The sequence below is a fragment of the Mycolicibacterium wolinskyi str. Jessa 2025 genome, assembly GCF_049241375.1.
Classification (GTDB): Bacteria; Actinomycetota; Actinomycetes; order Mycobacteriales; family Mycobacteriaceae; genus Mycobacterium; species Mycobacterium wolinskyi.
Genome location: NZ_CP185960.1, coordinates 3,217,305 through 3,240,722, shown reverse-complemented (window position 1 = coordinate 3,240,722; position 23,418 = coordinate 3,217,305). Strand labels below are relative to the sequence as shown.

At 68.3% G+C, this 23,418-nt stretch carries 26 protein-coding genes and 1 pseudogene; 18 read left to right on the top strand and 9 right to left on the bottom strand.

Features of this window, described 5'->3' with window-relative positions:
* Positions 1 to 27 precede the first annotated feature (27 nt).
* Both ACOI2T_RS15940 and ACOI2T_RS15935 read left to right on the top strand, forming a co-directional pair.
* Positions 28 to 363 (top strand): DMT family transporter, encoded by a 336-nt coding sequence (locus tag ACOI2T_RS15940; RefSeq protein ID WP_085145766.1) that lies wholly within the window; start codon positions 28 to 30, stop codon positions 361 to 363.
* Positions 363 to 686 carry a DMT family transporter gene (locus ACOI2T_RS15935; protein ID WP_067851905.1) on the top strand — a complete coding sequence of 108 codons (324 nt, stop codon included), beginning with the start codon at positions 363 to 365 and terminating at the stop codon, positions 684 to 686. The genes ACOI2T_RS15940 and ACOI2T_RS15935 overlap by 1 nt, the downstream gene beginning before the upstream one ends.
* Here ACOI2T_RS15935 and ACOI2T_RS15930 read toward each other — a convergent pair.
* Genes ACOI2T_RS15930 through ACOI2T_RS15920 form a run of 3 tightly spaced genes read right to left on the bottom strand, consistent with a single transcriptional unit; the run spans position 636 to position 3,408 of the window.
* A complete protein-coding gene (locus tag ACOI2T_RS15930; RefSeq protein WP_409505326.1) occupies positions 636 to 1,874 on the bottom strand; it encodes an MFS transporter in 1,239 nt (412 codons plus the stop codon). The genes ACOI2T_RS15935 and ACOI2T_RS15930 overlap by 51 nt on opposite strands.
* Positions 1,875 to 1,894: 20 nt before the next feature.
* Positions 1,895 to 2,803: an SDR family NAD(P)-dependent oxidoreductase gene (locus ACOI2T_RS15925; protein WP_421876985.1), complete on the bottom strand. Its 909-nt coding sequence runs from the start codon at positions 2,801 to 2,803 to the stop codon at positions 1,895 to 1,897.
* Complete coding sequence (locus tag ACOI2T_RS15920; RefSeq protein ID WP_409505324.1) at positions 2,800 to 3,408, bottom strand: TetR/AcrR family transcriptional regulator; 609 nt, start codon at positions 3,406 to 3,408, stop codon at positions 2,800 to 2,802. Before ACOI2T_RS15920 ends, ACOI2T_RS15925 begins: the two co-directional genes overlap by 4 nt.
* Before the next feature lie 82 nt (positions 3,409 to 3,490).
* Here ACOI2T_RS15920 and lysA point away from each other — a divergent pair, with 82 nt between their 5' ends.
* From lysA to ACOI2T_RS15885, 7 genes and pseudogenes are all read left to right on the top strand, one after another.
* Positions 3,491 to 4,756 carry a diaminopimelate decarboxylase gene (gene lysA / locus ACOI2T_RS15915; RefSeq protein WP_421876982.1) on the top strand — a complete coding sequence of 422 codons (1,266 nt, stop codon included), beginning with the start codon at positions 3,491 to 3,493 and terminating at the stop codon, positions 4,754 to 4,756.
* A 33-nt stretch (positions 4,757 to 4,789) separates the two neighbouring features.
* The gene (gene malQ / locus ACOI2T_RS15910; protein WP_409505322.1) at positions 4,790 to 6,940 is read left to right on the top strand and encodes a 4-alpha-glucanotransferase; all 2,151 of its coding nucleotides are present in this window, start codon (positions 4,790 to 4,792) and stop codon (positions 6,938 to 6,940) included.
* 79 nt (positions 6,941 to 7,019) lie between these two features.
* Positions 7,020 to 7,430 (top strand): hypothetical protein, encoded by a 411-nt coding sequence (locus ACOI2T_RS15905; RefSeq protein WP_067851980.1) that lies wholly within the window; start codon positions 7,020 to 7,022, stop codon positions 7,428 to 7,430.
* A 140-nt stretch (positions 7,431 to 7,570) separates the two neighbouring features.
* On the top strand, positions 7,571 to 8,470 hold the full coding sequence (locus tag ACOI2T_RS15900; RefSeq protein WP_085145760.1) for a metal-dependent hydrolase: 900 nt from the start codon (positions 7,571 to 7,573) through the stop codon (positions 8,468 to 8,470).
* 5 nt (positions 8,471 to 8,475) lie between these two features.
* On the top strand, positions 8,476 to 9,582 hold the full coding sequence (locus tag ACOI2T_RS15895; protein ID WP_409505321.1) for a PDR/VanB family oxidoreductase: 1,107 nt from the start codon (positions 8,476 to 8,478) through the stop codon (positions 9,580 to 9,582).
* A 79-nt stretch (positions 9,583 to 9,661) separates the two neighbouring features.
* On the top strand, positions 9,662 to 10,537 hold the full coding sequence (locus ACOI2T_RS15890; RefSeq protein WP_409505320.1) for an LLM class F420-dependent oxidoreductase: 876 nt from the start codon (positions 9,662 to 9,664) through the stop codon (positions 10,535 to 10,537).
* Positions 10,534 to 10,878, top strand: a pseudogene (locus ACOI2T_RS15885) (nuclear transport factor 2 family protein); the annotation flags it as partial. The gene ACOI2T_RS15890 and the pseudogene ACOI2T_RS15885, both read left to right, overlap by 4 nt.
* Before the next feature lie 70 nt (positions 10,879 to 10,948).
* On the opposite strand, the gene ACOI2T_RS15880 reads toward ACOI2T_RS15885, so the two are convergent.
* Positions 10,949 to 11,470 carry an NUDIX hydrolase gene (locus ACOI2T_RS15880; protein WP_409505319.1) on the bottom strand — a complete coding sequence of 174 codons (522 nt, stop codon included), beginning with the start codon at positions 11,468 to 11,470 and terminating at the stop codon, positions 10,949 to 10,951.
* Positions 11,471 to 11,543: 73 nt separating this feature from the next.
* Between ACOI2T_RS15880 and ACOI2T_RS15875 the strand changes: the two genes are divergently transcribed.
* The 3 genes from ACOI2T_RS15875 to ACOI2T_RS15865 all read left to right on the top strand — a co-directional run bounded on the left by ACOI2T_RS15875 (position 11,544) and on the right by ACOI2T_RS15865 (position 13,611).
* A complete protein-coding gene (locus tag ACOI2T_RS15875) occupies positions 11,544 to 12,164 on the top strand; it encodes an LmeA family phospholipid-binding protein (RefSeq protein WP_409505318.1) in 621 nt (206 codons plus the stop codon).
* A 263-nt stretch (positions 12,165 to 12,427) separates the two neighbouring features.
* Positions 12,428 to 12,727, top strand: a complete 300-nt coding sequence (locus tag ACOI2T_RS15870) for a hypothetical protein (RefSeq protein ID WP_067851916.1) — start codon at positions 12,428 to 12,430, stop codon at positions 12,725 to 12,727.
* 113 nt (positions 12,728 to 12,840) lie between these two features.
* Positions 12,841 to 13,611 carry an SGNH/GDSL hydrolase family protein gene (locus tag ACOI2T_RS15865; protein ID WP_409505317.1) on the top strand — a complete coding sequence of 257 codons (771 nt, stop codon included), beginning with the start codon at positions 12,841 to 12,843 and terminating at the stop codon, positions 13,609 to 13,611.
* On the opposite strand, the gene ACOI2T_RS15860 is transcribed toward ACOI2T_RS15865, so the two are convergent.
* Genes ACOI2T_RS15860 through ACOI2T_RS15850 form a run of 3 tightly spaced genes read right to left on the bottom strand, consistent with a single transcriptional unit; the run spans position 13,608 to position 15,439 of the window.
* Positions 13,608 to 13,994: a DUF732 domain-containing protein gene (locus ACOI2T_RS15860; protein WP_067851918.1), complete on the bottom strand. Its 387-nt coding sequence runs from the start codon at positions 13,992 to 13,994 to the stop codon at positions 13,608 to 13,610. The genes ACOI2T_RS15865 and ACOI2T_RS15860 overlap by 4 nt on opposite strands.
* A 26-nt stretch (positions 13,995 to 14,020) precedes the next feature.
* A complete protein-coding gene (locus ACOI2T_RS15855; RefSeq protein WP_067851919.1) occupies positions 14,021 to 14,584 on the bottom strand; it encodes a hypothetical protein in 564 nt (187 codons plus the stop codon).
* Positions 14,585 to 14,644: 60 nt separating this feature from the next.
* Positions 14,645 to 15,439 carry a nuclear transport factor 2 family protein gene (locus ACOI2T_RS15850; RefSeq protein ID WP_409505316.1) on the bottom strand — a complete coding sequence of 265 codons (795 nt, stop codon included), beginning with the start codon at positions 15,437 to 15,439 and terminating at the stop codon, positions 14,645 to 14,647.
* A gap of 77 nt (positions 15,440 to 15,516) precedes the next feature.
* Between ACOI2T_RS15850 and ACOI2T_RS15845 the strand changes: the two genes are divergently transcribed.
* The 3 genes from ACOI2T_RS15845 (at position 15,517) to ACOI2T_RS15835 (ending at position 18,186) form a co-directional block, all read left to right on the top strand.
* On the top strand, positions 15,517 to 15,930 hold the full coding sequence (locus tag ACOI2T_RS15845) for an Rv0313 family protein (RefSeq protein WP_409505315.1): 414 nt from the start codon (positions 15,517 to 15,519) through the stop codon (positions 15,928 to 15,930).
* A gap of 92 nt (positions 15,931 to 16,022) precedes the next feature.
* Positions 16,023 to 16,442 carry a hypothetical protein gene (locus ACOI2T_RS15840; RefSeq protein WP_085150786.1) on the top strand — a complete coding sequence of 140 codons (420 nt, stop codon included), beginning with the start codon at positions 16,023 to 16,025 and terminating at the stop codon, positions 16,440 to 16,442.
* 79 nt (positions 16,443 to 16,521) lie between these two features.
* Positions 16,522 to 18,186 (top strand): acyl-CoA synthetase, encoded by a 1,665-nt coding sequence (locus ACOI2T_RS15835; protein ID WP_409505314.1) that lies wholly within the window; start codon positions 16,522 to 16,524, stop codon positions 18,184 to 18,186.
* Positions 18,187 to 18,258: 72 nt separating this feature from the next.
* On the opposite strand, the gene ACOI2T_RS15830 is transcribed toward ACOI2T_RS15835, so the two are convergent.
* Entirely contained in the window at positions 18,259 to 18,537 is a 279-nt protein-coding gene (locus ACOI2T_RS15830; RefSeq protein ID WP_409505313.1) for a hypothetical protein, read from the bottom strand.
* 13 nt (positions 18,538 to 18,550) lie between these two features.
* Positions 18,551 to 20,272 carry a sodium:solute symporter family protein gene (locus tag ACOI2T_RS15825; RefSeq protein WP_409505312.1) on the bottom strand — a complete coding sequence of 574 codons (1,722 nt, stop codon included), beginning with the start codon at positions 20,270 to 20,272 and terminating at the stop codon, positions 18,551 to 18,553.
* A gap of 139 nt (positions 20,273 to 20,411) precedes the next feature.
* Between ACOI2T_RS15825 and ACOI2T_RS15820 the strand changes: the two genes are divergently transcribed.
* The 3 genes from ACOI2T_RS15820 to ACOI2T_RS15810 are packed head-to-tail and all read left to right on the top strand — an operon-like array spanning position 20,412 to position 23,367.
* On the top strand, positions 20,412 to 21,203 hold the full coding sequence (locus tag ACOI2T_RS15820; protein ID WP_409505311.1) for a DeoR/GlpR family DNA-binding transcription regulator: 792 nt from the start codon (positions 20,412 to 20,414) through the stop codon (positions 21,201 to 21,203).
* Positions 21,200 to 22,282, top strand: a complete 1,083-nt coding sequence (galT, locus tag ACOI2T_RS15815; RefSeq protein WP_409505310.1) for a galactose-1-phosphate uridylyltransferase — start codon at positions 21,200 to 21,202, stop codon at positions 22,280 to 22,282. The genes ACOI2T_RS15820 and galT overlap by 4 nt, the downstream gene beginning before the upstream one ends.
* A complete protein-coding gene (locus tag ACOI2T_RS15810) occupies positions 22,279 to 23,367 on the top strand; it encodes a galactokinase (RefSeq protein ID WP_409505309.1) in 1,089 nt (362 codons plus the stop codon). The genes galT and ACOI2T_RS15810 overlap by 4 nt, the downstream gene beginning before the upstream one ends.
* Positions 23,368 to 23,418 lie beyond the last annotated feature (51 nt).

Genomic DNA, 23,418 nt, shown 5'->3' with positions numbered 1-23,418 from the left:
TCCCCGCCCGTCACATAGCCTTGTGCCGTGCGGAAGTGGGCGTTGCTGGGCGCGGCCATCGGCACCGAAGTCACCGCCACACTGTCGCTGCGCGCGTCCCAGGACCACGCCGCCTGGCTGGTGCTCGTGGTCGCCGGTTACTTGTCGTCATTCCTGTTGTTGACGTTGGTGTTGCGCGCCGGCATGGCCGTCGGCGTCGCCTACGGCATCTGGGGTGCGATGGGCACTGCGACGACGGCGGTGCTGGCGGCGGTGTTGTTCGGCGATCCGTTCACGTGGCCCATCGTGGCCGGTATCGGGTTGATCATCGCCGGCGTGCTGCTCGTCGAACTCGGATCGCACCCGCGCGAGGTCGAATCGTGATGTGGCTCGCGCTCGCGGGAGCGATTCTCGTCGAGGTGTTCGCGACGCTGTCGCTGCGCGCCTCGGAAGGGCTGCGCCGCAAGGCCTGGGCCGTTCCGGTGGTCGCCGGCTATGCCACGTCGTTCTATCTGCTGTGGGTGGCCCTGTCACTCGGAGTGCCCGTCGGGATCGCCTACGGAATCTGGACGGCCTGCGGTGTCGCGCTCGTCGCGCTGATCGCGAAGTTCGTGTTCAAAGATCCACTCACGCCGGTGATGATGCTCGGCATCGCGCTAATCGTGTCGGGTGTGTTCACGATCGAGGTCGCCGGCGCCACGCACTGACGGCGCCCGTCTCAACACGCCGGCCAACAGCATCACCAGCACACCGACGATCGGCACGACGACCAGTCCGACCCGCAGTCCGGCCGCGTCGGCGATCATGCCGACCAGCAGCGGTGCCCCGAAGAACCCGATTCGCATCAGCCACGTCACGGCGGTCAGCCCGGTGCCGGGCCGCAAGCCGGGCAGCTGGTCGGCGGCATGCATGGCCGCCGGGATCAACGTCGCGACCCCGAGGCCGGCGGCGGCGAAACCGGCGATCGATCCGGCGATGCTCGGGAACGCCAGCGCGGCACCCATCCCGGCGGCGGTGATCAGGCCTCCTACGCGCACCACGGTCGCCTCGCCGAACCGGTCGACCATCCGGTCGCCGATGAGCCGGCCCACGAACATGAACCCCACGAGGGCGATGTAGCCGAACACCGCGACCGCGGGCGGTGCGTGCAGGGTGTCGCGCAGATAGAGCGTGGCCCACGAACTTCCGGCGTCCTCGACCGTGGCACCGGCGATGGCGATGAGCACGAGCGCGAGCAGGATCAGGTAGACGCGCGGGCCTGCCTTGGTGCCGGCGGGCGCCAGGGCAGCCGGATGATCGTCGTGGTCCGGGCCCGGCAACAGATACCGGTAGGCGACCAGCACCACCACGCTGAACACCACGGCGATGGCCGCGAGATGGATACCACGCGGCACACCGAGCGCGATGGTGGCCGCGCCCGTGAGCCCGCCGATGATCGCACCGACCGCCCACACCGCGTGCAGCGAGTTGATGATGGACCGGCCGTAGTCGCGTTGCAGTCGCAGCCCGTGCGCGTTCTGTGCGACGTCGACGACCGCGTCGCACGCTCCGGCGATGAAGAGTGCCGCGGCGAACATCACCGGCGATGCCGCCAGACCGGCCGTCACCACGAACGTCCCGAGCGCGATCGTGCCGATCACCGCGACGCGCGAACTGCGGAACCGCCGGATCAGCACACCCGCGGTCAACCCTGCGACGAGTGCACCGCCCGAGAACGCCGAGACCGCAGCGCCGTACACCGCGTTGCTCAGGCCGAGGTCGGTCTTGATCTCCGGATAGCGCGGCAGCAGATTGGCGAATATCGCGCCGTTGGTGAGAAACAGCGCCGCGACCGCGATACGGGCCCGCCGCAGGTCGACGGATTCGCGCTGTCCTAGGGCCGGTCTGGGTGGCACTGCGGCCACACTACCGCCGGTCAGCGCACGGCTGCGACGAGGCGTTCGCTGAGCTGCCAGAGGTCGGCGGCTTTGGCTTCGTCGTAGGACTCCCGCGAAGACCGGATCCGGCGGGTGCCCGCGAAGTATGCGCCGCTGACCCCGTCGAGTGCGGGGTCGGCGACGAGCCTCGCGAGGTCGGCCCCGGAGCGGCGCGTGCTGTTCACGCCGGGCAGCACCCGAAGCGCGGGCATGAGAACCCGCCACGCCAACCGCTGGGCGGGTGAGTAGTCCCGGGCCAGACCCGACCCGGGCATCAGGCCGGGGTCGAACGCATTCACCGTCACGCCGTGGTGGCCGTGCCCGAGCCGCCGATCGAGTTCGTAGGCGAACAGCATGTTGCACAGTTTGGATGTGGTGTAACGACGCCGGCCCTCTTCGGCGGTCAGTCCGCCGGCCTGCGGATAGGCGAGTTTGTCGGCGGTGGTGTAGCGCGGCGCGGGCATCCCGGTGAACTTGTCGGGGTCGTGCGTGCCGCTGCTGACGACCACGATCCGCGCGGGCTTGGCCAACTGGTCCAGCGCCTGCGAGACGAGCGCGAAATGGCCCAGATGGTTGACGCCGAACGTCATCTCGTAGCCTTCTGCCGTCGTCTGCGCTCCCGAGACCATCTGCAGTCCGGCGTTGCACACGACCGCATGCAGCGGCGGCACATCGAGTTGCGGCAGCCGGCCGGCGAAGTCGTGCACCGACCGCAGGGCCGCGAGGTCGATGGCGCTGACGGTGGTGCGGCCGGGGTGGCCGAGGCGGGCCGCGGCGTCGGTGCCTCGGCCGGTGTCCCGTACGGCAAGCACGACGTGCCAGGACGGATCGGAATCCAGAAGGCCGCGTGCGCATTCGAAGCCCAGCCCGGCGTTGGCGCCGGTGATCACTACGGTTCGGTCGGTCACTGTTCCTCCAGAAGTATCGGGACGAGGGCGGTGACGGCCTGCCACAGCCGCCGGTACATACGTGCGACGTCGATGTCGTCGGGCTCGAGGTGTCTGGCGAAGAACACGCCGTCGGACTGGGCCACCGCGAATGCGGTCAGCTCGGCGGTCACGCGCTCGGCGCGATCGGGCGCGAGCCCGGGCGGCAGCAGTCGCCGCACCGCACCGGCGAACCGGCTGATCGCGGTGTCGCGCACCCGGCGCACCACCTCGGTCACGGCCGGATCGTCGCTGCGTTCCAGGGACAGCAGGTAGAGAAACCGCAGGAACTCGGGATGGTCTGCCTGCAGCGCGGCCAGGACCGCCAACTGTTCGTCGATCGACGCGTCGGCGGGGATGGCGGCGAAGAAGCGGTCGGCGCCGCGTTCCATCACCGCGGCGAGCACGCCGTCCTTCGAACCGAAGTGCCAGTAGATCGAGCTCGCGGGAAGCCCGCACGCGTTGCGGATGTCGCTGATCGACGTGGCGGCGTAGCCGCGGGTGGCCATCAGACGTTCGGTGGCGTCGAGGATTTGTTCGCGCGAGTTGACGCCCTGCTGCTGCCGTCTGGTCAGTGGTGCACCCATGTCCCCCCTCTCTGTAGGGATCGTTACAGACAGGCTAGCAGGATCGACCGCCGAACCCGCCCGCGAATGGCACGCTGAGCTGATGACCACCACCGCGGCCGACCTGATCGGGCTGTTTCCACCGGGCTCGCGGCCCGATACGGACGGCACCCTGATGGTCGGCGGATGCCGCCTCGACGCGATCGCCGAAGAGTTCGGCACACCGGCGATCGTGGTGAACGAAGATGCGTTGCGCCGGCGGGCTCGCGATTACCTGGCCGCATTCCGCAGCCGCTGGCCCCGCAGCGATGTGGCGTTCGCGTCGAAGTCGTTCCCGTGCACGGCAGTTCAGCGGGTCATGGCCGAGGAAGGGCTGCATCTCGATGTCGCGGGCGGCGGGGAGATCCTGACCGCGATCAAGGCGGGGGCCGACCCTGCCCGGCTGGTGTTGCACGGCAACGCCAAGACCGACGAGGAACTCAAGATCGCCGTCAGGCACGGCGTCGGGCTCGTGGTCGTCGACAACTTCGACGACATCGACCGGCTCGAACGCATCGTCGGCGCCGGCCGCAGGCAGGCCTGCCTGGTTCGCGTCATTCCCGGCGTCGAGGCCACGACGCACGCCTCGCAGGCCACGGGCCACGCGGCATCGAAGTTCGGCTTGTCACCGGAGGACGCGCGGGCGGCGATCGCCCGCATCGAAGCCGGCTCGCGGCTGCGGTTGGACGGCGTGCACACCCATGTCGGTTCGCAGTTGCTCAACGTCGACCAGCTCGCGGCGGCCGTGGAGCCGATCGCACGCCTCGGCACGTTCGAGGTCTATGACCTTGGTGGCGGGCTCGGCGCCCGCTACACCTATGACGAGCATCCGCCCGGACTCGACGAGTACGCCGACGCCATGACCACGCAGGCCCGCGCGCTGTTGCCGAGCGGCAGCCGCATCATCGTGGAGCTGGGCCGCAGCATGGTGGCGGCCAGCGCGTGCACGCTCTACCGCGTCACGACCGTCAAACGCGGGGTCGTCACGCACGTCGCGGTCGACGGCGGGATGGGCGACAACCTCGAGGTGTCGCTGACCGGGCAGCGGTTCGAGGCGACCATCGTCAACCGCGTTGGCGGCGGCGAGCCGGTCAGCGTCGTCGGCAGGCACTGCGAGTCGGGCGACCAACTGGTCGACCGCGTCGCGCTGCGCGATCCGGTCGTCGGGGATCTGCTCGCGGTCCCGGTCACCGGCGCGTACTGCTACACGATGTCGAACCAGTACAACGGCGCCCGCCGGGTCCCGGTGGTGTTCACGCGCGACGGCGACGCGCGCCTGGTCGTGCGGCGGGACACGTGGGACGACCTGCTGGTCCGCGATGTCGACTGACGCGATCGCGCGCTGGGCCCCAAGATTGGGGTCATGACTGCACTGTCCCCGGCTCTGCTGGAGTTGGCCCGTCGGTACGGCGTGGCCACGGAGTACGAAGACTGGACCGGTCAGCGCATCGAGGTGCCGGAGTCCACCTTGGTGGCGGTGCTCGACGCCCTCGGATTACCGGCGAGCACCGAGCAGGGCCGCGCCGAGGCACTGGCCGCTCATGACCGCGAGTACTGGCAGCGGTCGCTGCCGCCGATCGTGCTCGGCCGGGCGGGCACGCCGTCGAGTTTCTGGGTGCACGTCACCCATGGCGATGCCGTCGACGTCACGCTCGCGCTCGAAGACGGCACCGAACGCACTGGCCTGCGCCAGCTGGAGAACAACCGGGCGCCGTACGAGCTCGACGACCGCTGGATCGGCGAGGCCACGTTCGAACTTCCCCCCGATCTACCGCTCGGGTACCACCGCCTGCGGTTGCGGGTCGGCGACTTCCACACCGAGACGCCGGTCGTGGTCTCCCCCGCCGTCCTCGCCCTGCCCACGCGGCTCGGGGAACGGCGAGCCTGGGGGCTGGCGGTGCAGCTCTACAGCGTGTGCTCCGAGAACTCTTGGGGAACGGGCGATCTCACCGATCTGACCGATCTCGCGGTGTGGTCCGCGACCGCGCACGGCGCGGGTTTCGTGCTGGTCAATCCGCTGCACGCGGCCGCCCCCACCGCGCCGATGGAACCGTCGCCGTATCTGCCGACCTCGCGGCGCTTCGTCAATCCGCTCTATCTTCGGGTCGAGGCCATACCGGAATTCGCCGCCGTGCGCGGCCGGGGTCGGATACGCAAGCTCCGAACCGGGGTGAGCGAACGCGCGAACCGTCGTGAGCTCATCGACCGCGACAGCGCCTGGAAGGCCAAACGTGCTGCGCTGCAACAGGTTTACCGCACACCTCGCTCAGCGGGCCGGGAGCTCGCATACCGCGCGTACCGGGCCAGGGAGGGCCGCAGCCTCGAGGACTTCGCGGTGTGGTGCGCGCTCGCCGAGCAGTACGGCAACGACTGGCACGGCTGGCCGCACGAACTGCAACATCCGCGCAGCCCCGACGTCGCGGCATTCGCGGCGGCCAATCCGGCGGCCGTGGACTTCCACCGGTGGCTGCAATGGCAGCTGGACGATCAGCTGACCGTCGCGCAGGCGACGGCGCAGCAGGCCGGCATGGCGCTCGGGATCATGGGCGATCTCGCGGTCGGCGTCGACCCCGACGGCGCCGACGCGTGGGCCTTGCAGGATGTGCTCGCGCTCGGCGTCACCGCGGGCGCCCCGCCGGACGAGTTCAACCAGCTCGGCCAGGACTGGTCGCAGCCGCCGTGGCGGCCGGACCGGCTGGTCGCGGCGGCCTACGAACCGTTTCGCGCGTTGGTGAACATGGCGTTGCGGCACGCGGGCGGCGTGCGCATCGATCACATCATCGGCATGTTCCGGCTGTGGTGGATCCCGAAGGGCGCGGCGCCGACCGATGGCACCTACGTGCGCTACGACCACGACGCGATGATCGGCATCATCGCCCTGGAGGCACACCGGGCGGGTGCCGTCGTGGTCGGCGAAGACCTCGGCACGGTGGAACCGTGGGTCCGCGATTACCTGCGCGAGCGAGGTCTGTTCGGCACGTCGATCCTGTGGTTCGAATCCGACGGCTCGGGCGGGCCGCTGCCTGCCGAACGCTGGCGCGAGTACTGCCTGTCGTCGGTCACCACCCACGACCTGCCCCCGACGGCGGGTTATCTGGCCGGTGAACATGTCCGCTTGCGCGAGGAACTGGGGCTGCTCACCCGGCCGGCCGAACAGGAACTCGAAGAGGATCGGGCCGCGCAGGCCGCGTGGTTCGACGAGTTGCGCCGGGTCGGTCTGCTCGGCCCCGATCCCGACACCGACGAGATCGTCACGGCGCTGCACCGCTATCTGGGCCGGACGCCGTCGAAGCTGCTGGCGCTGTCGCTGGCGGACGCGGTCGGCGACCTGCGCACGCAGAACCAGCCGGGCACCACCGACGAGTATCCGAATTGGCGTGTGCCGCTGAGCGGTCCGGACGGCCGCAGGCTCGTGCTCGAGGACGTGTTCGACGACGCCAGGGCGAACGCGCTCGGTGAGGTCATGGCGGACGTCGTGGCGGGCAGGGCGCAGCCACGTATCGGGAACGTGTAACACACCGGCGTTGTTCTCCGGTTTCACATTCGTCACCGCTGCGATATGTTCGCACCGCACCCTGACTGACGGAGATCACGTGAAGAAGCTTGTTGTGCTCGGCGGCGGACTCGTCGCTGCCGGCTCGATCGCCCTGTTCGCCGCGGGGACGGCGACCTCGGAGCCCACCGCCGCCTCGATCAACGTCGTCGGCGAGCCCTATATGAAGGCGCTGTCGATCCTGAAGAGCCAGGGCGTCAAGGCGACCTTCGGTGGTTCGTTCGGCAGTGCCCTGCCGCAGGCCGAGTGCCTCGTCGACTCTCAGAAGGTCAATTCCAGCGGCAAGATGATCCTGATGCTGGACTGCAGCGCCGAGGCCGCCGAGCAGGCGGCCGACAACGCGGTGTCCGGCGGCCCCCGGGTCGGCGGCAACGGCGTGACGACGGTGACGCCGACACCTGTCGTGCCGATCGCGGGCGCGCCCGGAGCGGGGACCCCGCCACCGGCCTGATCTCGCCGATACGGTTCGTCGGGCCCGCGATCCCCTGCCGGATCGCGGGCTCGCTGCTTTCGACACGGCACCCACCCGGTACCCGCGTTCCCACATAATCCGTACACTGCATGAGACCACTCATCTCAGGGAGGCTCTCGATGCTGCGTCCGTTGCGGTTCGACAAGGAAATCGACCCGGGCCCGGTACAGATCCAGGCACGCAAGGTCCACTTCGATCTCAGCGGTATCCCGTTGCACTGGATCCCCGGCCATCCCGTCGCATCGACCATGGTCAACCTGTTCAACGTGGTGCTGCCGGCCGCCGAGCACTGGTTCGTCGCAACGTTCAACGAGGCACTGCCGTACGTACGCGATCCCAAACTTGCCGACGACATGCGTGGGTTCATCGGGCAGGAGGCCACGCACGCCGAAACCCACGACAAGGTGCTGGAGGAATTCCTCACCACGCACGGCGTGGAGTACGAGCCGATCCTGGCCATGGTCGAGCACGTGTTCAAGAAGATGCTCGCGCCGACGACGGCCACCGACCCACAGCGTCGGCTCAACGACCTGTGTGACCGGCTGTGGCTGATCGCCGCGATCGAGCACTACACCGCGGTGTTGGGCGACTTCGTGCTCAATTGCACGTGGGAGGACTACGGCGCCGATCCGACGCTCACCGACCTGTTCCGCTGGCACGGCGCCGAAGAGGTCGAGCATCGCAGCGTCGCCCACGATGTGGCGGTGTACTTCCAGGACAGCTACTTCAGCCGGGTGCGGGCGATGTCGATCGCGGCGACCGCGGTCTACATGTTCTTCCAGCGCGGCACCTGGGAGCTGCTCAAGCGCGACCCGTCGGTGGACATCGGTTGGTGGCGGATGAACCGGATGCGCATGCGGGATTCGAAACTGGGTCTGCTCCCCAAGTTCTCGAAGATGTTCGGCTCCAACACCCTGATGTACTGCCGTCCGTCGTTCACACCGGACGAGATGGGTTCGACGGCGCAGGCGGTCGCCTACCTCGCCAGCTCGCCCGCGGCCCGGGCCGCGCACCTGTGACGGCCATGCCGATCCTGTCCCGCTATCGCGAACTGCCGCCGAGCGCGTCGGGCCGATTCCGCCACGATCCGATGCTCGGCATGGCCGAGGTCGCGATCGCCACGATGTGGGGCCTGACGCGCCGGATCCGCAAACCCGCCCCGCCGCCGGAGCTCAACCGCGTCATCGAGCTGTGCGTGGTGGGCCGCGAGGTGGTGGCTCACGATCAGGACGTCATCGCGTTGACCTTCGCCGCGGCCGACGGTCAGCCACTGCCCCGTTGGTATCCGGGCGCGCACATCGATCTGCACCTCGCGAGCGGGCGCGTCCGGCAGTACTCCCTATGCGGGGATCCCGCGGTCGCCGACACCTACCGCATCGCGGTCCGCCGCATCCCCGGCGGGGGCGGTGGCTCGATCGAGGTGCACGACACGCTGCGGGTCGGCACCCGGCTCACCACGCACGGGCCGCGCAACGCGTTCCCGCTCACGGTCCCCGGCTATGGCTCGCCGACCCAGCGGTTCCGGTTCATCGCGGGCGGTATCGGCATCACGCCGATCCTGCCGATGCTGGGGCTCGCGCAGCGGCTGGGCATCGACTGGTCGATGACCTACGTCGGCCGTAATCGCGAGAGCCTGCCGTTCCTGGACGAGCTGACCCGCTTCGGGAACCGCATCGAGATCCGCACCGACGATGTCGACGGCTTGCCGACGGCGACCGACCTGCTGGGCGACTGCCCGGACGGCACCACGGTGTATGCCTGCGGACCGGCCCCGATGCTGACCGCCATCCGCACCGAACTCACCGGCCGCGACGACGTCGAGTTGCACTTCGAACGGTTCGCCGCCCCGCCGGTCGTCGACGGTGCCGAGTTCTCGGTGTCGATCGCGTCGACGGGCGCCATCGTCGAGGTGGGCGCCGATGAGACGCTGCTCGCCGCGTTGGGACGTGCCGGGGTGTCGGCACCGTATTCGTGCCAGCAGGGGTTCTGCGGAACCTGCCGGGTTCGCGTCCTCGACGGTGAAGCCCAGCATCGCGACACGCTGCTCACCGATCCCGAGCGCGCCGCCGGTTACCTGCTGACGTGTGTGTCGCGCGCCGACGAGGGCCATCGACTGACCCTCGATCTCTGAGCGGCGGCGGTACTATTCGGCGCATGCCGTTGGCCGCTGGTGCGACGTTCGCCGGTTGTTCGATCGTGCGACCGCTGCCGTGAAATATGCAGTGGTTGCGCCCGTCGCGGCCGGGGTCACCGCCGATCCGGTGTGGATGTCGGCCTTCGCGCGGCACACCGAGGCCTGTGGATTCGAATCGATCGTGGTCGTCGAGCACACCGTGTTGATGGCCGAGTATTCCAGCGTCTACCCGTACGACACGTCCGGCCGGGTCGAGCTCGCGGCGGACTGTCCGGTGCCCGATCCCCTTGACCTGCTGGCGTTTCTGGCCGGCCAGACCTCCCGGCTCGGTCTCGCGACCGGTGTCCTGGTGTTGCCCAACCACCATCCGGTCGTGCTGGCCAAGCGGGCGGCGACCGTTGACGCACTCAGCGGCGGGCGGCTTCGGCTCGCGGTCGGCACCGGCTGGCTCAAGGAGGAGATCGAGGCGTGCGGCGCTGCGTTCGCGAGCCGCGGCCGCCGCGCCGACGAGCAGATCGCGGTACTGCGCGCCCTGTGGGCGGACCGGCCGGCGGGCGTTGAATTCCACGGCGAGTTCTTCGATTTCGCGCACGCGATGAGCTACCCGAAACCGGCCCGGCCCATACCGATTCACATCGGCGGGCACAGTCGCGCGGCGGCGCGCCGCGCGGGCCGGCTCGGCGACGGGTTCCAGCCGCTGGGCGTTGCCGGTGCCGAACTCGCCGAGCTGTTGGCGATCATGCGGGCCGAGGCCGACGAAACCGGCCGCGACCCTTCGGCTTTGGAATTGTCGCTGGGACATCTGGTCACCAAGATCGATGCCGACCGGGCCGGACGGCTGGCGGATCTGGGTGCCGACCGGCTGGTGCTGGCGATGCCACCGCTCGGCGACATCGCCGAAGCGTGCGACGCGCTCTCGGCGTGCGCGCAGCGATTGGGGCTCACGGCATGACCCTCGCCGTGGCCGACCGCCTCGCCCTGGCCGACCTGGTGCACCTGTACGCGGCCGCGGTCGATGACCGCCGCTTCGGCGATGTCACGGAATTGTTCACCGAGACAGCCGAATTGCGGCTACCCGAGCCGCCGGCGCGCTTGGATCCGGTGCGGCGCTGGGATGGCCGCGACGGCGTGCGCACGGCATTGTCGGCGCTGACCGAGGTGGTGCGAACACAGCATGAGATCGTCGGCGAGGTCTACGCGCCGGGCACCGACGCCGGATATGCGCTGGGCCGCATCACCGCCGTCGCCCACCACTGGTCCTTCGGCCCCGATCATCCGACCGACCTGGTGTGGCACGTGCGTTACGACGACGAGTATCTGCTGACGCCGAAAGGCTGGCGTATCCATGGGCGCGCGTTGACTATCAACGCGATCGAGACCCGGCCGCTGCGTCGCCTGCGTCCCCACCCTCATGGCAACCCGCCAGATCCGGCGCGGCCATCAGCTGATCGAGTAGCGGGCGCTGCCCGGCCAGCATCTTCGTCCGGGCAACGGCCACCGGAAGCCACGCAACGCGGTCGATTTCGGGAAACTCCCTGACTTTCCCCGAGCCCTTCGGCCACTCCAGGGTGAACGTATTGCTACGCGCGTGCGTCACATCGAAATCCGCGCGCACCGCGAACGCGGTGACGACCTTGCCGCCGGCCTGCCGCACCGGGACGAGGTCCAGTCGCGGACCCGCGGGTGGCGGCGCACCCAATTCCTCGCCGAACTCGCGCTGGGCGGCCGCCCATGGATCTTCGTCGTCGGTGTATTCGCCCTTCGGCACCGACCACGCTCCGTCATCCTTGCGTGCCCAGAACGGCCCGCCCGGATGGGCGAGCAGCACCTCCACGGTGTCGTCGACGACGCGGTAGAGCAGCAACCCGGCACTCAGTTTGGCCATTCCGAGCACGTTACGCGCGGCCGGAGTCGGGGCGGGCGCGACACCGGCGGCGGCGATGGCGGATGCTGGTGCGGTGACACATCCGGTACGGCTGAGGATGCGACGGCTCCTGGTCGGCCGCCGGCTCACGGTACGGCTCGGCGGTGACACCGTGGCCCTGACGGTCACCGATTTCGAATCTCGACTCGACGCCCGCACGTTGGCGGCGGGCCAAGTGGGACGCGTCCACCTCGGCGCTCGCGACATCCGTTGGGGCGACCTCCGTTTCGCACGGGCCACGGTGACACTGCACAACGTGCACATCCGGCCGTCAGTACCGCCGGTGGTGGTGGCCACGCCGGTCGAACTGACACTCGAGGCCGCTTCGCCCGCGCTCGACGAACTGCTCGCCCGCACCGTCCCGCGGCTACGGGTCCAGGTGGGCGGCGACGGTTTGGCCCGGGTGCGGTTGGCCCGCCGCCCCCGGCTGGGGCATGTCGAGTTGGATGTGCGCCTCGACGGGTCGACGCTGCGGTTGATCCCCACGCGTCTGGTCGTCGGGCGACGGCGCTGGGCGGTGCCGCGGCGCACGCCGTCGTATCCCGTCCGCCTGCCCGAGCTGCCGCACGGGCTGCAGGTGACCGCCATCCGGTTCGCGCCGCATCTGCTGCGGGTCGAGGCGACCCTGCCCGAGTGGCAGGCGCGCCGGCCGTAACCGTCATCACTTTGCTGGTTTGGTATGAAGCAGGTCACTTACAAAAGTGAGACGGCCGTCTCACATGCCCCTTTGAGTGGAACTCAACCACATAAATTAGGCCGCTGACAACAAATTCGCGCAGTTGGAATGAAATCCCTGAACTGGGTGTTTAACAGGACGTAACCCTCTGGGAACTTAGCGATGAGCACTGGGTGAACGCACGGCGTCTGCGCCACACCTCGACTCGCGAGACAACCGAACAATGAAAGAAGGCACGAAAGATGAAGAAGCTCGGATTTGCTACCGCACTCGCGGGTGGAGCTGTTGCGGCTGTGATCGGCCTCGCCGCACCGGCGCAGGCCGCGCCGACCGGACCGGGTAACGCCCAGGAGACCATCAGTGAACTCCAGTCGCAGGGCTACACCGTGATCGTCAACCGGACCGGCTCGACCCCGCTCGACAAGGCCACCGTCGTCGCGGTCCGCCCGGGACAGACGTTCTCACGTACCGATTCCGGTAATCCTGGTGACAGCTTGCAGACGACCGTCACCGACAAGACCGTTTACGTCGACGTGAAGTAACGCCAAACTTCTCCCAAACATCATGGAGGGGCGCGCTTTTCGGGCGCCCCTCTTGTCGTTTGCCTGCCGGGTCGCCGGCCTGTCCGCGTCGGCGCGGCGCTAAAGTCGCCAGAGTGCGAAGCTTTACCCGGTATGTCGCGCTGGGCGACAGCCAGACCGAAGGACTGTGGGACGGCGACGACACCGTCGGCCTGATAGGGTTCGCGGACCGCCTCGCGCTCGAACTCGACGGACACTATCCGGGCCTTGGCTACGCCAATCTCGCGGTGCGCGGCCATCGGATCAGCGATGTGTTGTCCGACCAACTCCCGCAGGCGTTGTCCATGCGCCCCGATCTCGTCACCATCTGCATCGGCATGAACGACGTCACCCGGCCCGGGCGGTCGTTCAACCGGGCGCTCGACGATCTGGATCGGATCTACGCCGCGCTCTCCGCGTCCGGTGCCACGGTGGTGACGACGACATTCCCCGACATCACGCAGATCCTGCCGGTGGGCCGGCTGCTCGGGAAACGGGTGCTGCACATCAACGCCGCCATCACCGCGGCCGCCGACCGGTACGGGTTCCGGTTGGTCGATTTGTACTCGGCGGCGTCGATGCGGGAGGCCGGGACCTGGAGCCCCGACCGGGTACACGGCTCGGCCAAGGGCCACATGCTGTTCGCCGCTGCCGCCGCCGAGGCCTTGGGATTGCCTGGCAGCAGCCATGATTGGGCCCATGCCGGCGGCGCGGCCGAACCGCAGTCGTTTCGGTCGCGCGCCTATTCGCAGGCGTTGTGGACCCAGAACATGCTCATGCCGTGGATCTGGCGCCACCTGCGCGGCCGCTCGGCCGGCGCGGGCCGCGCACCGCGCCGCCCGGTGCTGCTGAGCCTGAGCGCTTAGAAACCGAGAATCGAGAGCGGGAGGTTCGCCAGATCGGCCGGCGCACCCTCGCCCATCCTCGCCACCATCGCCGGGCAGAACGTGGATATCGCGACCCCGGTGAACATCGTCGCCGGCCCGATCGGCATGCCGCCGGTGTCGGCGACCTTGGCGGCGACATCGGCAACGGTCTGCCCCGGCTCCGCGAGCATCGGGCACACCGACTGCCCGACGGTCATCGCCTGAGCGGGATCGGCTGCCGCGACGCCGGCCTGGCCGAGCGCATCGATGAACGCCGGGTCGACCGGATCGGCGCCGGCCGGTGCGGCGGCGACGGCCCCTCCGGTCGCGATCGCTGCCGCGGCGGCGAGCACACGGATGGCCAGGACGGTTCTGCGCTGCATGCTGTGAATCGTACGGGCTGGCGCGATCAGATCCCGGTCCAGGCCGAGTCGAGCTCTCTGGCGACGTCGATCACCTTGGCCTTCTCGGATTCCGGGCTGTCGATCTCACCAGCCACGTGGGCCGCGATGAAGCGTTTGATCTCGTCATCCACGCCGGCCAGGATGCGCAGCACCTCGGCACGCAACGACTTCGACGTCACGTGGATCGAGATGTCGGACGGGCGCGGCTTTTTCACGTCGAGGATCAGCAGCAGCGGCTCGGCGGCCAACGCCGTTGCCCGCAGGTCGATCTCACCGAACACCATGAACTGCGGCCGGTCGATCCGCAGATCGATCACCATGTCGATCTCCAGCGGTATCCGGATGGAGAAGCTGATTCTGTCGCCGACCTGACGGCTCACCCTGGGCTTCTGGATCTGCACGCGCGCCGTGACCTTGGCGATCTTGCCCGGTCCCTGGCCGATCGGACCCATCTCGAACGCATCGCCCGCGATGGCCCCGATGGCGTCGCCGACCCGATCCTCGGATACGGCGATCTCGAAGAATCGGCGCCCGAATTCCTCGTAGGTGATGTAGTCGTGGTCAGCCATGGTGTAGATACCGTCTCACGCCGGCTGCCCGTGGCGATACAACCGGGCCGGTATGGCCGATCACTCGGCGAAGTAGCGCAACCTTTCGACGGCGACCGGTTTCGCGGTCAGGTCGGCGATGAGCACGGCCCGCCGCCCGCCCGAATCGAGGCCGGCCACGAAACTGTGACCCGACGCGATCACCTTGCGCCAATTCGCCCCGGCTGTCTGTTCGACGAGCCGCGATGCCGTCAGCGGGGCGGTGTCGCCCGCCAGAACCGCGGTGTCGCGATTCAACCTACGGCGCAGCGCCACCTCATCACCCGCGCACAGGTCGGCGAGCAGCCCGGTGAACAGTTTCCGGCCCCGCCGTCCCGCGCCGCGGAACCCGCTCGCAAAGCCGACGGCGCCCGCCGGACCCTGGTTTCGCAGCAGCGCGCCGGTCAGCTGCAGACCGGCCGGAACCGCACCGAGGCCGTTGCGGGCGAACTGGCCGACCATCGCGGGCAACTCCCAGTAGGCCTGCAGTTCGGCGATCTGCGGGCCGTCGGTTCCGGCCCGCAGTACATATCGCAGGTACGCCGGAATCCTCATGGTGACCGTTGAGCCCATCGCCACCTCGAGTTCGAGATCGCGGATCACCGTGGTGCCGTCGACGATGTCGACGTCGCGGTGGAACGTGATGTCACGCGGGCCGATGAAGGTGTCGTAGAAGCGTGCGATCCGCTCGCGACCGATGTGCGGCCGCGAGCCCACCGGGTCCTCGACCTGTCCGCCGTCAGCGAACAGCCCGACCCACCCGTCGCGGTCGTGGGCGCCCGCGGCCTGCGGCGATCGTTCCGCCGCGGCCAGTAGCTCGGCACGTGTGAAGCTCATATGGTTCGTTTACCATCCCGCATCGCGCCGGCTGCGCGCACACTGGTAGTTGACTGCGGTTTGACTAGGAGGTCGCGATGAGCGGCAACGGACCTTTCGGATTCGATCCCGAGGACTTCGATCGTGTCGCCCGCGAGGCCGGCGAAGGGCTGCGCGACGCGCTCGAGGGCATGACCAGGTTTTTCACCACGTCCGGTGAGCGTGCCGGGTGGGCCGGGCTGCTCGACGAGTTCAGCCGGATGTCGCGTCCCCGCACCGAGCCGGAGACCACCGGCGAGAAGGGCGACGGCGTGTGGGCGATCTACACCGTCGACGACAACGGCGGCGCCCACATCGAACAGGTCTTCCCCACCGAGCTCGACGCACTGCGCGCGAACGCCACCAACACCGATCCGGTGCGCCGGGTGCGGTTCCTGCCGTACGGCATCGCGGTCAGCGTGCTCGACACCGACACCACCCGCGCCGATACCGACACCGACACCACCGAGTAGGCCGGTCGGCAAAAGCCGACGGCGCGCGGGCGTCACCGGTTAGGCTTCGGGCCCAGGACAAACGACCTGGCCGGCAGACCTGAGGGTGAGACATGATTCGCGAACTGTGCGTCGCCGCGGCGATCACGGGAGCCGCACTGGCAACGGCGGCCGGTGCGGCCGCCGACGACAACATGTATTTCGACGAGCCGGGCCGGTATCCGACCGATGTGCCTGGCATGAGTTACGAGGCGCATCAAGGCGCCCCGTGCTTCAGCTGGGAGCGCAACGTCTTCGGCCGGGGCCCCGGCGGGGAACCGTTGCAGTGCCGGTGGATCCCCAATCAGTGGCCGCCCGTCACGACCGGCTTCTGGACTCACGCCTATCCGCTGCACGGGGTGCAGGAGATCGGCTCGCCGTGTCCCGGCCCGCAGGCAGCCGCGCAGTCACCCGATGGCCGGCCGATGCTGTGCCTCGGCGCACGCGGCTGGCAGCCCGGCGTGTTGACGGGCAACGGGTTCTTCCCCAGCTGATTCACATCCGGCACCCGGCCATACAACTATGTGACCGGTGTATGGTCGTGGCACCAAAATCCATGCACACAGGAGTGCCATGAGCGGTGATGTGACGTTCGACCTGTCCACAGTCTTCTCCACGGTGGCCCGCGCCATCCCCGATCAGACCTTCCTGGTGTGGCGGGACCGCCGGTTGAGCTATTCGCAGTTCGACGCGCGCGTCGACGGTTTCGCTCACTACCTGGTGTCGGCCGGGTTGGGCGCGCACACCGAGCGCGCTGCGCTGGCCGGGCACGAATCGGGGCAGGACCACCTCGGGATCTATCTGCGCAACGGCAACGAGTACCTCGAGTCGATGATCGGCAGTTACCGGGCGCGGGTCGCCCCGTTCAACGTCAGCTACCGCTATGTCGAGGAAGAACTCCTCTATCTGCTGACCGATTCGAATGCGCGCGCCCTGATCTACAACGCAGAGTTCGCGCCGCGGGTAGCCGCGATCCGCGACCGGCTGCCGAATCTGGCGGTGCTCATCCAGGTCGCCGACGAGTCGGGGCACGAGTTGCTGCCGGGCGCGGTGGACTACGAGACGATCCTGACGACGCCCGCGCCCGCGGACATGCCGACCCCGTCCGGCGACGACCTCTACATCCTCTACACGGGCGGCACCACCGGCATGCCCAAGGGCGTGCTGTGGCGCCAGCACGACATCTTCCTGTCCTCGATGGGCGGGCGCCCGTTCGGCAGCGACACATTCCTGAGTTCGTACGACGAACTCGCGGACAAGGCGCGCGCGTCGGCGGGCGCGATGTCGATGCTCATGATCCCGCCGTTCATGCACGGTGCCGCGCAGTGGGCGGCCTACAACGCCATCACGATGGGCGGGCGGCTTGTCATTCCCGACGACGTCGTGCGGTTGCAGCCCGACGCCGCGCTGCGCCTCGCCGAACGTGAACGGGTGCTGAGCATTCCGGTGGTCGGCGACGCGATCGCGCGGCCACTGCTCGACGAGATCGAGACCGGCGACTACGACCTGTCGGGCCTCGTGACGATCAGTAACGGCGGCGCCCCGCTGTCACCGACCGTGCGCGAGCGCATCCTGACCGCGCTGCCGCATCTCATGTTGCTCGACGCGGTCGGGGCGTCGGAGTCCGGCGCCCAGATGAGCACGTACGCAACCGCGGGTGCCGAGACCGATGTCGCCACGTTCAACCCGCAGTCCGACACCGCCGTGGTCGCCGAGGACCTCAGCCGGGTGCTCGGCCCAGGCGAAGGCGGGGGCTGGCTGGCCCGCCGCGACCTCATCCCGCTCGGCTACCTCGGTGACGAGGCCAAGACCGCGCGCACCTTCCCCACCATCGACGGCGTGCGCTGGTCGGTGCCGGGTGATCGCGCAAATGTCTTGCCGGACGGGCGGATTCAGCTGCTGGGCCGCGACTCGGTCACCATCAACTCCGGCGGTGAGAAGATCTTCGTCGAGGAGGTCGAACGCGCGGTGGCCGCGCATCCGGCCGTCTACGACGTCGTGGTCGTGGGCCGGCCGTCGGAACGCTGGGGCAGCGAGGTCGTCGCGGTCGTGCAGTTCGCCGACGGCGCGTCGGCCAGCGACGAGGAACTCGTCGAGGTGTGTCAGCGTTCGATCGCGCGCTACAAGATCCCGAAGGCGTTCATCCGGGCGCCGAAGATCGTCCGCTCCCCTGCCGGGAAAGCGGACTATCGCTGGGCCAAGTCGGTCGCCACCGAGAGCGCCGACAGCTCCGCGTAACGCTACCGAGAACGACGAAAAGGTCGATCTCCCAATGAAACTTCGACCATTTCGTTGTTCTCGACGCCGCGATCACCCCTGTTCGTCGTCGACGGCCACCGGTCGCAGGTAGGCCCACGCGAAGAAGACGGCGGCGACGACGAGCAGACACACGCCGACCCACCAGTTGGCGTCGGTTCCGATGTAGAGGTCGACGCGATTGTTGGTCGTCTCCTCGTGACGGTCGGCCAGTACGGCCGGCACGAGGCCCGCGATGAGCAACACCACGCCGTAGATCTCCAGCAGCGCACCGATGATGTTGCGGATGTCGAACAGCCGAAACTGCGGCTTGGTCCTTGCAGTGCTTGACATTCGGGCTCCCGGCTCAGTGGAAGATGATGTTGAGGATCACGGTGAGGGCCAGCGCGACGCCGGCGAGCGGCGTCGCACGCAGATACCACGGTTTACCGGCGCTCTCGGGGTCGTGGAAGATCTCGCGCGGCGTCTCCGAATAGACCAGGCCGACCAGTTCAGCGGCGGGTTTCGGCCTCGTCGCCATGCTGACGACGACGCTGACGACGATGTCGACGACGAAGGCCGCGGCCGCCGCCACGAACGGCATGCCCTGGCCGGGCAGGTTGATCACGCCCACTTCGGACAGGATGAAAACGAATACGGCGGAAAGGGTTCCGGCCACCAACCCCATCCAGCCCGCGGTGGGGGTCATCCGCTTCCAGAACATGCCGAGGATGAACGTCGCGAACAGCGGCGCGTTGAAGAACCCGAACAACGTCTGCAGATAGTCCATCAGGTTCGAGTAGCCCGCGGCGATCAGCGCGGTGAAAATCGCCAGTACCGTGGCCACGACCGTCGCGATCCGCCCGACCAGGATGTAGTAGCCGTCGGGCCGGTCCTTGACCACGTACTGCTGCCAGATGTCGTAGCTGAACACGGTGTTGAACGCCGAGATGTTGGCGGCCATGCCCGCCATGAACGACGCGAGCAGACCCGTGACCGCGACGCCGATCAGGCCGTTCGGCAGGATGTCGCGGATCATCACGAGCATCGCGTCGTTGTAGGTGATGTCGCCCGTGCCGGTGGTTTTCAGGTTGATGACGTCACCGATCGCGGCCGCCGCGATCATGCCAGGGATCACCACGACGAACGGGATGAACATCTTCGGGAACGACGCGATGATCGGTGATCGCCTGGCGGCCGAGATCGAGTTCGAGGCCATGGCGCGCTGTACCTCGACGAAGTTGGTCGTCCAGTAACCGAAGGACAGCACGAAGCCGAGGCCGAAGACGATGCCGATGACCGACCACAGCGGACTGTCGAAGCCCGACAACGCTTGTCCTGGCCAGGTCGTGAGCTGTTCGTGTACCGAGGCGGTCACCGTGCCGTCGGTCGTGGTGTCGATGACCTTCTCCTTGAGGCCGCTCCACCCGCCGACCTTGATCAGGCCGAACACCGTGAGCGGCACGAGCGCGGCGAGGATCACGAAGAACTGCAGCACCTCGTTGTAGATGGCGGCTGAAAGCCCGCCCAGCGCAGTGTAAGTGAGCACGATGACGGCGGCGACGATCAACGACAGCCACCGGTTCCAGCCGATCAGCACATTGATGACGGTGGCCAGCAGGAACAGGTTGACGCCCGCGATCAGTACCTGAGCGACGGCGAAGCTGATCGCGTTCACGAGGTGTGCGCCAGGCCCGAAGCGCCTGCGCATGAACTCGGGCACACTGCGGACCTTGGAGCCGTAGTAGAACGGCATCATCACGACGCCGAGGAACAGCATGGCCGGGACGGCGCCGATCCAGTAGTAGTGCATCGTGGACAGGCCGATCTCGGCTCCGTTGGCCGACATGCCCATGATCTCGATGGCGCCGAGGTTGGCCGATACGAACGCCAGGCCCGTCACCCAGGCGGGCAGCCGGCGACCGGACAGGAAGAAGTCCAGGCTCGTCGAGATCTGGCTGCGGGCGATATAGCCGATTCCCAGGACGAAGACGAAGTAGATCGCGATCAACAGGTAGTCGAGCGCGCCGACGGACAGGCGCAGAACACTGTCAGCCGCGAGGGTGGTCGTCGCCAAATCTGTGGTCATCCACACCTTCTGAGGTATCAGGTTCCAACGAAAACAACCAGAAGGTAACAGGGATGGGGCGAGAATATGAGGCATTCGGTGAGAATTTGTTTGTTACTGTTCGTTTGCCGCATCTACTCGAAGGAGGTGCCACCGCCGAATGTTGGCCGCTGAACGCCGACGCGCGATCCTGCGTGCACTGAACTCGGGTGGCGCGGTGCGCGTGGCCGAGCTCGCCGCTCAGCTGGCGGTGTCGGAGATGACCGTGCGCCGCGACCTCGATGCCATGGACGCCGAGGATCTGCTGCGCAAGGTGCATGGCGGCGCGGTCACCCGGCACAACCGCGGCGAGGAGCCGTGGTCGTCGGTCAAGGCCGCCCAGCAGCGGGCCGAGAAGGCCGCGATCGCCGATGTCGCGGCAGGCATGGTCGCCGACGGCGTCACCATCGCGATCAGCGCGGGCACCACGACAACCGAATTGGCCCGCAGGCTCCGGCACCGGCCGTCGATCACCGTGGTCACGAACTCCCTCACGGTCTTCGATGTGCTCACCGCACCGTCGACCGACGGCGCCGACGCTCCGCAGGTCTATCTCACCGGTGGCACGCGTACGCCCTCCGATGCGCTGGTGGGCCCCATCGCCGACGCGGCACTCGCATCGTTCCGGGTCGACGCGACCTACCTCGGCGTGCACGGGTTCGATCCGCAGGCCGGGTTGACCTCACCCAACATCGCTGAGGCGCAGACGAACCGGACGCTGATCGGGATCGGCGCCCAGCTCGTGGTGCTGGCCGACCACACCAAGTACGGCGAGATCGGCACGAACGTCTTCGCCGGCCTCGGGCAGGTCGACACCCTGATCGTCGACGACGGGCTGGCCGACGAGGATCGCGCCGCATTGGCGGGCCTGGTCGGCAATGTGGTGATCGCCCAGGTGGCGGGACAGTCATGACCGAGCCCCTGCGCTGGACATTGGCCGACGGCCGCGAGCAACTGTACTTCTCGCTGCCGGGCCACACCCCGGACCCGGTACCGGATCGCCGCCCGTTGCCCGCGCGCGGAAAACAGATGTCGCAGTTGCGTTTCGACCGCCAGACCGGCCAGTGGGTGGTCATCGCGGCACTCCGGCAGGATCGCACCTACCTGCCGGCCGCCGACCAGTGCCCGCTGTGCCCGGGACCGTCCGGCGAGACGAGCGAGATCCCCGCACCGGACTACGACGTCGTCGTCTTCGAGAACCGCTTTCCCAGCCTGTCCGGTGACTCCGCGTTCTCGTTGCCCGATACCGGCGGCACCGAATTCGCCGCGGCGCCCGGACACGGTCGCTGCGAGGTCATCTGCTTCTCGAGCGACCACACCGGTGCGTTCGCGCAGCTGCCGCTCCCCCACGCCCGGCTGGTGGTTTCGGCGTGGCGGCACCGCACCGCGGACCTGTTGAGCCGCAGTGCGATACAGCAGGTGTTCTGCTTCGAGAACCGCGGCGAGGAGATCGGGGTGACCCTCAACCACCCCCACGGCCAGATCTACGGTTATCCGTATCTCACGCCGCGTACCGAGCAGATGTTGCGCGCCGCGCGCGAGCACCGGGCCCGCAACGGCACCAACCTGTTCGCCGATCTGCTGGCCCGCGAGCTCACCGCGGGCGTGCGTGTCGTCGCGCGCACCGAGCTGTTCACCGCGTTCGTGCCGTTCGCGGCCCGCTGGCCGGTGGAGGTTCACATCTATCCGAACCGTTTCGCACACAACCTGACCGAGCTCGGCGACGACGAGCTGGACGGCTTCGCCGAGATCTACCGCGACATCCTGCAGAGGTTCGACCGCATGTATCCCACGCCGCTGCCGTATATTTCGGCGCTGCACCAGTACCGCGACCGCGACGACCAGCGGGAGGGCTACTTCCACGTCGAGCTGATGTCGGTGCGGCGCAGCGCGACCAAACTCAAGTACCTGGCCGGTTCGGAATCGGCCATGGACGCCTTCATCAGCGACGTGACGCCCGAGAGCGTCGCGGCACGGCTGGCGGAGCTGTGATGGTCACCTACGCGGCTCCCGGCCGCATCAACCTGATCGGCGAGCACACCGATTACAACCTCGGTTGGGCGTTACCGATCGCGTTGCCGCAACGCGTCGTCGTGCAGTACCGGCCCGATGATTCGGACTCGATCACGGTGCGAAGCGATCGCGAATCGGGCCAGGTGGACATACCGCTCGGCACCGCTCCCGGAGACATCACCGGCTGGGCGGCCTACATCGCGGGGGTGATGTGGTCCCTGCGCACGGCAGGCCACCCGATCACCGGCGGCGACATGACCATCACCAGCGATGTCGAGATGGGCTCGGGCCTGGCGTCGTCGGCCGCGCTGGAATGCGCGGTGCTGGCGGCGCTCACCAGCGGACAGTCCATCGACCGGGTCGAGCAGGCCCGCATCGCGCAACGGGCCGAGAACACCTACGTCGGCGCGCCGACCGGCCTGATGGACCAGCTCGCCTCATTGTTCGGCCAACCGCAGCGCGCGATGCTCATCGACTTCCGCGACCTCACGGTGAAACCGGTACCGTTCGACCCCGATTCGGCGGGCATATCCCTGTTGGTGATGAATTCCCGTGCCGCGCATCGTCATGCCGGCGGCGAGTACGCAGCCCGCCGGGCGTCGTGTGAGCGGGTCGCCGCTGCGCTGCAGGTCGATTCGCTGCGCGAGCTGCAATCCCGCGGGTTGGCCGCCCTCGACGGGCTGGCCGACCCCGAAGACACCCGACGCGCTCGCCATATCCTCACCGAGAACCAGCGGGTTTTCGATTTCGTTGCGGCGCTTGAGGTTTCCGACTACGCCCAGGCCGGCGAGATCCTCACGGCCTCGCATGCATCGATGCGCGACGACTTCGAGATCACCACCCCCCACATCGACTTGATCGCCGACACGGCGGTGCGTGCCGGTGCGCTCGGGGCGCGGATGACCGGTGGCGGATTCGGCGGATGCGTGATCGCGCTGGTTCCCACCGACCTGGCGGACACGGTCGGCGGTACCGTGCGCGACGTGGTCACCGGCGCCGGCTACCCCGAACCGACGATCGCGCCCGCGCACGCCGCGATCGGCGCCGAACAGGTGCAAGGCTGACTCAGCCCACGACAATGCGCAGCCGCTCCCAGCCGCCGCGCACGGCCAATT